Consider the following 8007-nt stretch of genomic DNA (forward strand, 5'->3'; position numbering starts at 1 on the left):
CACTATGCGATCGTCAATCTAAAATCCTTGAGCCAAGTACCCTTGTGGTCTCTTTGAATCCAAAGTTGCAAATCTAAAATCCAAAATTGTTTGACTTTGACAACATTGTTGTTGTTAATTTAGCGTAAAATGAAGATACATTAAACAACATAGCTGTTGTTTTACTCTCCACCACTATTCTAGCAGCCGTGTAACCATTCCGTAATGCGATATGGGGAATCGGCTAAAGAAAAGTCCGACTCCCATCCTTATAAAGATTCAAGTTCAGAACACGAGAGATTATTACTGATGAGTGCCACTGTCAAAACCTTAGTCAACCAACCCTACAAGTACGGCTTTGTTACCGACATTGAGTCCGACACCATACCGCGTGGACTAGACGAGGACGTTATCCGCTTGATCTCCTCTAAGAAGAACGAGCCGCAGTTCATGCTGGACTTTCGCCTCAGGGCTTATCGCCAGTGGCAAAAAATGACGGAACCAACTTGGCCGAATGTCAAGTATCCGCCAATAAATTATCAGGATATCATTTATTACTCAGCGCCGAAACGCAAGAAAGAAAAACTAAACAGTCTGGATGAAGTTGATCCAACTCTTTTAGAAACCTTTGAAAAGTTAGGCATTTCCCTATCTGAACAGAAGCGACTGGCAAATGTTGCCGTCGATGCGATTTTCGATAGCGTCTCTGTCGCTACGACATTTAAAGAAAAGCTAGCGGAAGATGGCGTTATTTTCTGTTCGTTTTCGGAAGCGTTGCAAGAACACCCAGAATTAATCAAAAAATATCTGGGTAGCGTTGTTCCCATCGCTGACAATTATTTTGCCGCCTTGAACGCTGCTGTATTTAGCGATGGTTCTTTTGTCTATATTCCTAAAGGCGTAAAATGCCCAATGGAACTATCTACCTACTTCCGCATCAACTCTGGTGACACGGGACAATTTGAGCGGACTTTGATTGTCGCCGAAGAAGGTAGTTATGTTTCTTACCTGGAAGGTTGCACTGCACCGATGTATGACAGCAACCAGTTGCACGCTGCTGTGGTGGAACTCGTTGCCCTCGATAATGCTGAAATTAAATACTCCACCGTCCAAAACTGGTACGCTGGAGATGCTAACGGTAAAGGCGGTATTTACAACTTTGTCACCAAGCGCGGTTTGTGTCAGGGCGTAAATTCCAAGATTTCCTGGACTCAAGTAGAAACAGGTTCGGCAATTACTTGGAAATATCCTAGCTGTGTTTTGGTGGGTGATAACTCTGTGGGTGAGTTCTACTCGGTGGCGCTGACAAATCACATGCAGCAAGCTGATACGGGTAGTAAGATGATTCACGTTGGTAAGAATACCCGCAGCACAATTATTTCTAAAGGAATCTCGGCAGGTAAATCTAGTAATAGCTATCGGGGTTTGGTGAAAATAAATCCGACGGCAAAAGGGGCGAGAAATTATTCTCAGTGTGACTCAATGTTGATTGGGGATAATGCCCATGCTAATACTTTCCCTTATATTCAGGTACAAAATAACGCTGCGAAGGTGGAGCATGAAGCTTCTACTTCTAAGATTGGGGAAGATCAGTTATTTTACTTCGCTCAACGGGGTATTTCTTCTGAAGATGCTATTTCGATGATGATTAGCGGCTTCTGTAAGGATGTTTTTAATCAGCTACCGATGGAGTTTGCTGTGGAAGCTGATAAGTTGTTGAGTTTGAAGTTGGAAGGCAGTGTTGGATAAGTGGAAGCAAGGATAAACACAGATATATTTGTGTTCTGTGTTTATCTGGAAGAATAACGAACCGCAGAGGCGCAGAGAGCGCAGAGAGAAGAGAGAAGATGATTATTGAAAATAGTGAAGTTGTGCTGTCGGTACGGAATCTGACGGCTAATGTTGATGGGACACCGATTCTGAAGGGTGTGAATCTGGAGGTGCGATCGGGTGAAATTCATGCGATCATGGGGCCGAATGGTTCTGGTAAGAGTACTTTTTCTAAGGTGTTGGCTGGGCATCCGGCGTATGAGGTGACTGGCGGTGAGGTGATTTTTCAGGGACAGAATTTGCTGGAGTTGGAACCGGAGGAACGGGCGAGAAGTGGTGTATTTTTGGCGTTCCAGTATCCGTTAGAAATTCCGGGTGTGAGCAATTTGGATTTCTTGCGGGTGGCGTACAATTCTCGGCGCAAGGCGCAAGGTTTAGAGGAAATAGACGCTTTTGATTTTGACGATTTGATTGAGGAAAAGCTGGATGTGGTGAAGATGAATCCCAGTTTTCTCAGTCGCAGTTTGAATGAAGGGTTTTCTGGTGGCGAGAAGAAGCGGAATGAAATTCTACAAATGGCGCTGCTAGAACCAAAGTTAGGAATTTTGGATGAGACTGATTCGGGTTTAGATATTGACGCGCTTAGAATTGTGGCTAATGGGGTAAATCAACTGGCAAGTCCAGAGAATGCCACAATTTTGATTACTCACTATCAACGCTTACTCGATTATATTGTGCCTGATTTTGTACATGTTATGGCACAGGGGCGAATTATTACCAGTGGTGGTAAGGAACTGGCGCTAGAGTTAGAGTCTCGCGGTTATGACTGGGTTCTGGAAGAGTTTGCATCTGAGGTGGGTGTGTAATGAGTATTCAAGTATCTCCTAGTCCAATACCTAACTCGAATTTAGTCAGTTTGACATCGACTCTGTTAGATAAAGATACCTATCTAACTGAATTGTTAAATCAGGTAACTGCATCCAAAACAGAGGGATGGTTACAGGAATTACGTGAAGGTGCTGCTAGTTGGGTACGCCACTCGACTGTTCCCACCACTCGCGAGGAAGAATGGCGATTTACTGATTTGTCATCTTTGCGAAAGCTGCAATTTAATGTAGAGACGTTGCATGCAACGTCTCTAGAATTTGATATTTTGCCAGAAGCGGCTAATAGTCGTTTGGTATTTGTTAATGGCGTTTATGCGCCGGAGTTATCAGCAGTTTCAGATTTACCATCTGGTATTGTGGTGAGTAATTTGGCTGGCTTACCTGTGGATGAGCAGGAGGGTGTACGGCAGTATTTAGCTCAAGCTGAGGGAGCGCAGGAAGTTTTTACGGCTCTCAATACGGCTGGGATAACTGATGCAGCTGTGGTGTGGGTGAAGAAGAATGTGGTAGTTGAGACACCAATTCATTTGGTGTTTATTTCCGGTGAGACGCTGACGATTTCGCAGCCGCGTTGTTTGGTGGTGGCGGAAGGTGGTTCGCAGGTGAGGTTGGTTGAGGAGTATACGAACCGCAGAGGCGCAGAGAGCGCGGAGGAAGAAGTTTACTTAACTAACGCGGTTACGGAAATTTGGGTTGGCGACAATGCCCAAGTGAGTCACACTAGGGTTGAGCGAGAAGGTGCAGAGGCTTTTCATATTGGGAAGACTGCGATCGCACAGGCTCGTGATAGTCGATATACTTGTCATGCCATAACTTTAGGTGCGAAGTTGTCACGGCACAATTTGGAGATTTTGCAAACTGGTGAGCAGACTGAAACTACTCTCAACGGTTTGACGATAATTTCTGGTAAGCAGTTGGCGGATACTCACAGTGCGATCGCACTCAATTATCCTCACAGTACGAGTAAGCAACTGCATAAGTGTATTGTAGGCGATCGCGCTCACGCAGTCTTCAATGGCAAAGTTTTAGTTCCCAAGCGAGCGCAGTTGACAAATGCAGTCCAATTGAATCGGAATTTGCTGCTATCATCTAAAGCCAGGGTTGATACTAAACCCCAATTGGAAATTACAGCAGATAATGTAAAGTGCGCTCACGGTGCTACCGTTAGCCAATTGGAAGATGATGAAATATTCTATCTGCAAAGTCGGGGAATTGATGAAAATGATGCTCGAAAGTTGTTAATCAACGCCTTCGCCGCCGAAATCATCAACCAAATACCAGTTCCTTCTCTGCGAGAAATCCTTTTAAACACAGTCAATAATCTTAAGTCCATATCGTTTGACTCTTGACTAAATTTTAGATTTTAGATGAAATTTTCCAATCTAAAATCCAAAATCCAAAATCCAAAATTGTTTGACTAATCTACCAATGATTTTCACCACTACCAAAACCCTTGCTGATAAAGTTCGCGCTGACTTCCCAATTTTGCATCAGGAAGTTAACGAGAAACCTCTGGTTTATCTTGATAATGCTGCGACATCGCAAAAGCCTTTGTTCGTCTTAAATACCCTACGGGATTATTACGAGCAATATAATTCTAACGTGCATCGCGGTGCCCATACTCTGAGTGCTAGAGCTACCGATGCTTATGAAGGTGCTAGAGATAAAGTTGCCAAATTTATTAATGCTGCATCGCGTCAGGAAATTGTCTATACCCGCAACGCAACTGAGGCGATTAACTTAGTAGCTTATAGTTGGGGAATGAACAATTTACAACCTGGGGATGAAATTATTCTGTCGGTGATGGAACACCACAGTAATATTGTACCTTGGCAATTCGTGGCGCAAAAAACAGGTGCAGTCCTGAAATTTGTGGAACTGACACCAGAAGAAATTTTTGATTTGGAGCAGTTTAAAAAACTGATTTCAAACAAAACTAAATTAGTGTCAGTGGTGCATATTTCTAATGCTTTGGGTTGTATTAATCCAGTGCAAGAAATTGGTGCGATCGCTCACGAATATGGTGCTAAATTCTTAGTTGATGGTTGTCAAAGTGTTCCTCATTTCCCCATAGATGTACAGCAAATAGATTGTGATTGGCTGGTAGCTTCCGGTCATAAAATGTGCGCCCCAACTGGGATAGGATTTCTGTATGGCAAGTTGGAATTGTTAGAATCTATGCCGCCATTTTTTGGTGGTGGTGAGATGATTGCAGAGGTGTATTTAGACCATTCCACTTATGCAGAATTACCGCATAAATTTGAAGCTGGTACACCTGCAATTGGAGAAGCGATCGCACTTGGGGCTGCCATAGATTATCTTAGCAATATCGGCATGGATAAAATCCACGCCTACGAAGCAGAACTAACAGCTTATTTGTTCCAACAATTAGAGCAAATTCCCCAAATTAGAATTTACGGCCCCAAACCAAATGCGAAAGAGGAAGGTAGAGCCGCTCTTGCGTCATTCACTGCCGGGGAAGTCCACGCTAACGACTTATCTACATTATTAGATCAAGAAGGCATTGCTATCCGTTCTGGACATCACTGTACTCAACCATTACACCGTCACTTAGGTCTTGCTGCAACCGCACGAGCAAGTCTATCTTTCTACAACACTCGTGAAGAAATTGATATTTTCATCAAAGCACTGAAAGAAACTCTGGACTTTTTTGCAGGTTTCCTTGCTTAAAGTTACAAAATATCTAGATACTAATTGTGCCAAATATCAGCAACATATCTTGCTAATAATTGGCACAATTTAATTATCTGGATTCTTTACAGGAGCAACTAAAGTGTCATCCAGTGACTTTACTTTAGATAGAGTTAGAAAAACCGTGGACATGATATTATTCATTCTGAATTCTGACTCCTGAATTCTGTTCGATAATGCAAGAAGATTTTCAGAAAAGTTTCAATGAGCCAGACTAGCCTAAATTTAGTTGCAATATCTATCTTTCTGATGACCCTATCGGTATTGCTGGGGCCATTCTTAAACTTATCACCGGCAGTACCGGCACTTGCTACCTTCACTATCTTAGGCATAGCGACATTAGATAGTTTCAGCTTGCAAGGCAAGGGTGGTACTATTTTTTTAGATTGGATTGCTGGTTTTTCAAAAGAACATCGCGATCGCATCGTCCACCACGAAGCTGGGCATTTTTTGGTTGCTTACCTATTGGGTATTCCCGTTACTGGGTACACACTCAGCGCTTGGGAAGCTTGGAAACAGGGTCAAACTGGGCAAGGCGGCGTTAGCTTTGATGATGGCGAATTAGCATCTCAACTAGAAGTAGGTAAAATCAGTGCCCAAATGTTAGACCGCTATTGCACTGTTTGGATGGCGGGTATTGCTGCTGAAACCCTAGTTTTTAATAATGCTGAGGGTGGAAGTGATGATAAAAGCAAGCTGATAGGAGTCTTGACAATTTTGGGCTTTTCTGAATCAGCTTATCAGCAGAAACTACGGTTCCATGCCCTCCAGGCAAAAACCCTACTCCAAGAAAATTGGTCTAGTTATGAGGCTTTAGTTAATGCCATGCGACAAGGCACTTCGGTAGAAGGTTGTCAGGCTGAGTTAGGAGTAGGGAGTAGGGAGTAGGGAGAAATAAATCCTCAACTTTTTACTATCGTAAATCCATAGTTCTGGAACTGCGATCGCAACGTATGCATCAAGTGTTGTTTTTGATGTCACATCTGTTTCAATTGCCAAATCAGGAGGCGGATCGTTTGGTTCTAGTTTGCGACGACCAATCATTCTTTGATAATTCTGGATGTAGAAGCAAGCATCTGGTTCTACCCCCGCTATATTTTCCCGCTTGAAGGTGGTTGAACCGAAGGGTTCATAACTTTTTCCGGCAATCTTCAACAAGATTTTTACAATATCCGAAATTAAATCCTTTGATTTTTCGTGTTCAGGTAGAGGAACTATAATTTCTAACGTAGACTTGCTATAAGCAACTCGTAGCGATCGCTTTTCCCCCAGTTCTTCCAAGATAGACTCAAATTCTTCCCAACTGACATCTTGAATAGACACTGTACTACCAGGTTTTAGCCGCATCTGGCTAACAGGTTTAACAACAGGTGATACAGCAGTCATAAGCAATTCCAAATAAGGGAACTCTTCAACGACTAAAGCGTAGACTAACTTTAGCCTAACTTAAAAAGTATAGTAAATTTTAAGTTGGGTTTTTGGCGCTAACTGAACTGTATTGATATATAGGGTGCATCATGCTAAAGCCGATCACACCTTGAATTGTCGATGATACCCTTTTCGTCAACAAAAACATCTGTTTCATCAACAAAAACATCTGTTTCATTAACAAAAACATCTGTTTCATTAACAAAAACATCTGTTTCATTAACAAAAACATCTGTTTCATCAACAAAAACATCTGTTTCATTAACAAAAACATCTGTTTCATTAACAAAAACATCTGTTTCATCAACAAAAACATCTGTTTCATTAACAAAAACATCTGTTTCATTAACAAAAACATCTGTTTCATCAACAAAAACATCTGTTTCATCACAAAAACTATAATTTTCGTAATAATCGCTTTTTATGGAATTGCCAAACGCTCAACGGGTAACTCGAAAATTGTCTTACACCAAGTTTAATTTTTAATTGAGGTAAAATAACTGTTGACTTTTTACCAGTTGACAGGGTATTATCTAAATAATGGAAAAGGTGCGCGCAGGTATATCACTTTCTCCAAAGATATTGGTTACTAATTTTTGACTCAGCGACGCAGCAGTAGAAAAGCAATTAAACCAACAAGAAAACAAAACGCAAATTTTACCCAACGTTGCTGGATAAATTGCATGAATCTCTCTTTTATTCCCCTTGTTAGTGTGGGTGTAGAGTTGATCTCGGCTATGCGACTTTGGGCGTATTCTTGGATTGGTGCATAGTTAATGGTGGTGGCGAGTTCAGCCGCATGAGTTAAGGAATTAATTGCAGCCTTTGAGTCTCCCATGTTTAACTGTGCATTGGCAATAAAATATGCAAGATTACGACTTTGGCTGTAGATATCGCCAATTTGGATGTAGAGGTTTTGTGCTTGCTGGAGATATTCTAGTGCTTGCTGGGGGTTTTGTTGCAACTTACCGAATGCTTGCAAGATGTTAGCTTCCCCCAAGCGATCGCCGATGTCGCGGTAAAATGACAAAGCGGTTTCGTAGCGTTGTAATGCTTCATCACGTCGGTCGAGGAACTGCAAAACATCGCCGATAGCTTGTAATGTATTGGCTTCCCCCAAGCGAGCGCCGATGTCGCGGTAAAATGACAAAGCGGTTTCGTAGCGTTGTAATGCTTCATCACGTCGGTCGAGGAACTGCAAAACATCGCCGATAGCTTTTAATGTATTGGC

8 protein-coding genes are annotated in these 8007 nt (G+C 42.2%); 5 read left to right on the forward strand and 3 right to left on the reverse strand.

Translation table 11 applies throughout. The features are described from left to right. Nucleotides 1-288: 288 nt before the first annotated feature. The 5 genes from sufB to V7K76_RS34500 all read left to right on the forward strand — a co-directional run bounded on the left by sufB (nt 289) and on the right by V7K76_RS34500 (nt 6236). Nucleotides 289-1728 carry a Fe-S cluster assembly protein SufB gene (gene sufB, locus V7K76_RS34480; protein ID WP_334950402.1) on the forward strand — a complete coding sequence of 480 codons (1440 nt, stop codon included), beginning with the start codon at nt 289-291 and terminating at the stop codon, nt 1726-1728. A 98-nt stretch (nt 1729-1826) separates the two neighbouring features. Beyond that, entirely contained in the window at nt 1827-2615 is a 789-nt protein-coding gene (gene sufC / locus V7K76_RS34485) for a Fe-S cluster assembly ATPase SufC (RefSeq protein WP_334950400.1), read from the forward strand. After that, nucleotides 2615-3985, forward strand: coding sequence for a Fe-S cluster assembly protein SufD (sufD, locus tag V7K76_RS34490; RefSeq protein ID WP_334950398.1), 1371 nt, complete (start codon nt 2615-2617; stop codon nt 3983-3985). Before sufC ends, sufD begins: the two co-directional genes overlap by 1 nt. Before the next feature lie 79 nt (nt 3986-4064). Further along, nucleotides 4065-5327: a cysteine desulfurase gene (locus V7K76_RS34495; RefSeq protein ID WP_334950454.1), complete on the forward strand. Its 1263-nt coding sequence runs from the start codon at nt 4065-4067 to the stop codon at nt 5325-5327. Between the two features lie 225 nt (nt 5328-5552). Next, nucleotides 5553-6236, forward strand: a complete 684-nt coding sequence (locus V7K76_RS34500; protein ID WP_334777019.1) for an ATP-dependent Zn protease — start codon at nt 5553-5555, stop codon at nt 6234-6236. Here the strand turns inward: V7K76_RS34500 and V7K76_RS34505 are convergent. The 3 genes from V7K76_RS34505 to V7K76_RS34515 all read right to left on the reverse strand — a co-directional run. Further along, nucleotides 6213-6734 (reverse strand): Uma2 family endonuclease, encoded by a 522-nt coding sequence (locus V7K76_RS34505; protein WP_334950396.1) that lies wholly within the window; start codon nt 6732-6734, stop codon nt 6213-6215. The genes V7K76_RS34500 and V7K76_RS34505 overlap by 24 nt on opposite strands. A gap of 79 nt (nt 6735-6813) precedes the next feature. Further along, complete coding sequence (locus V7K76_RS34510) at nt 6814-7164, reverse strand: hypothetical protein (RefSeq protein ID WP_335030428.1); 351 nt, start codon at nt 7162-7164, stop codon at nt 6814-6816. 213 nt (nt 7165-7377) lie between these two features. Then, on the reverse strand, nt 7378-8007 hold a 630-nt coding region (locus V7K76_RS34515; RefSeq protein WP_335030429.1), incomplete at its 5' end, for a tetratricopeptide repeat protein.

The organism is Nostoc sp. (assembly GCF_036917975.1).
Lineage (GTDB): Bacteria > Cyanobacteriota > Cyanobacteriia > Cyanobacteriales > Nostocaceae > Nostoc.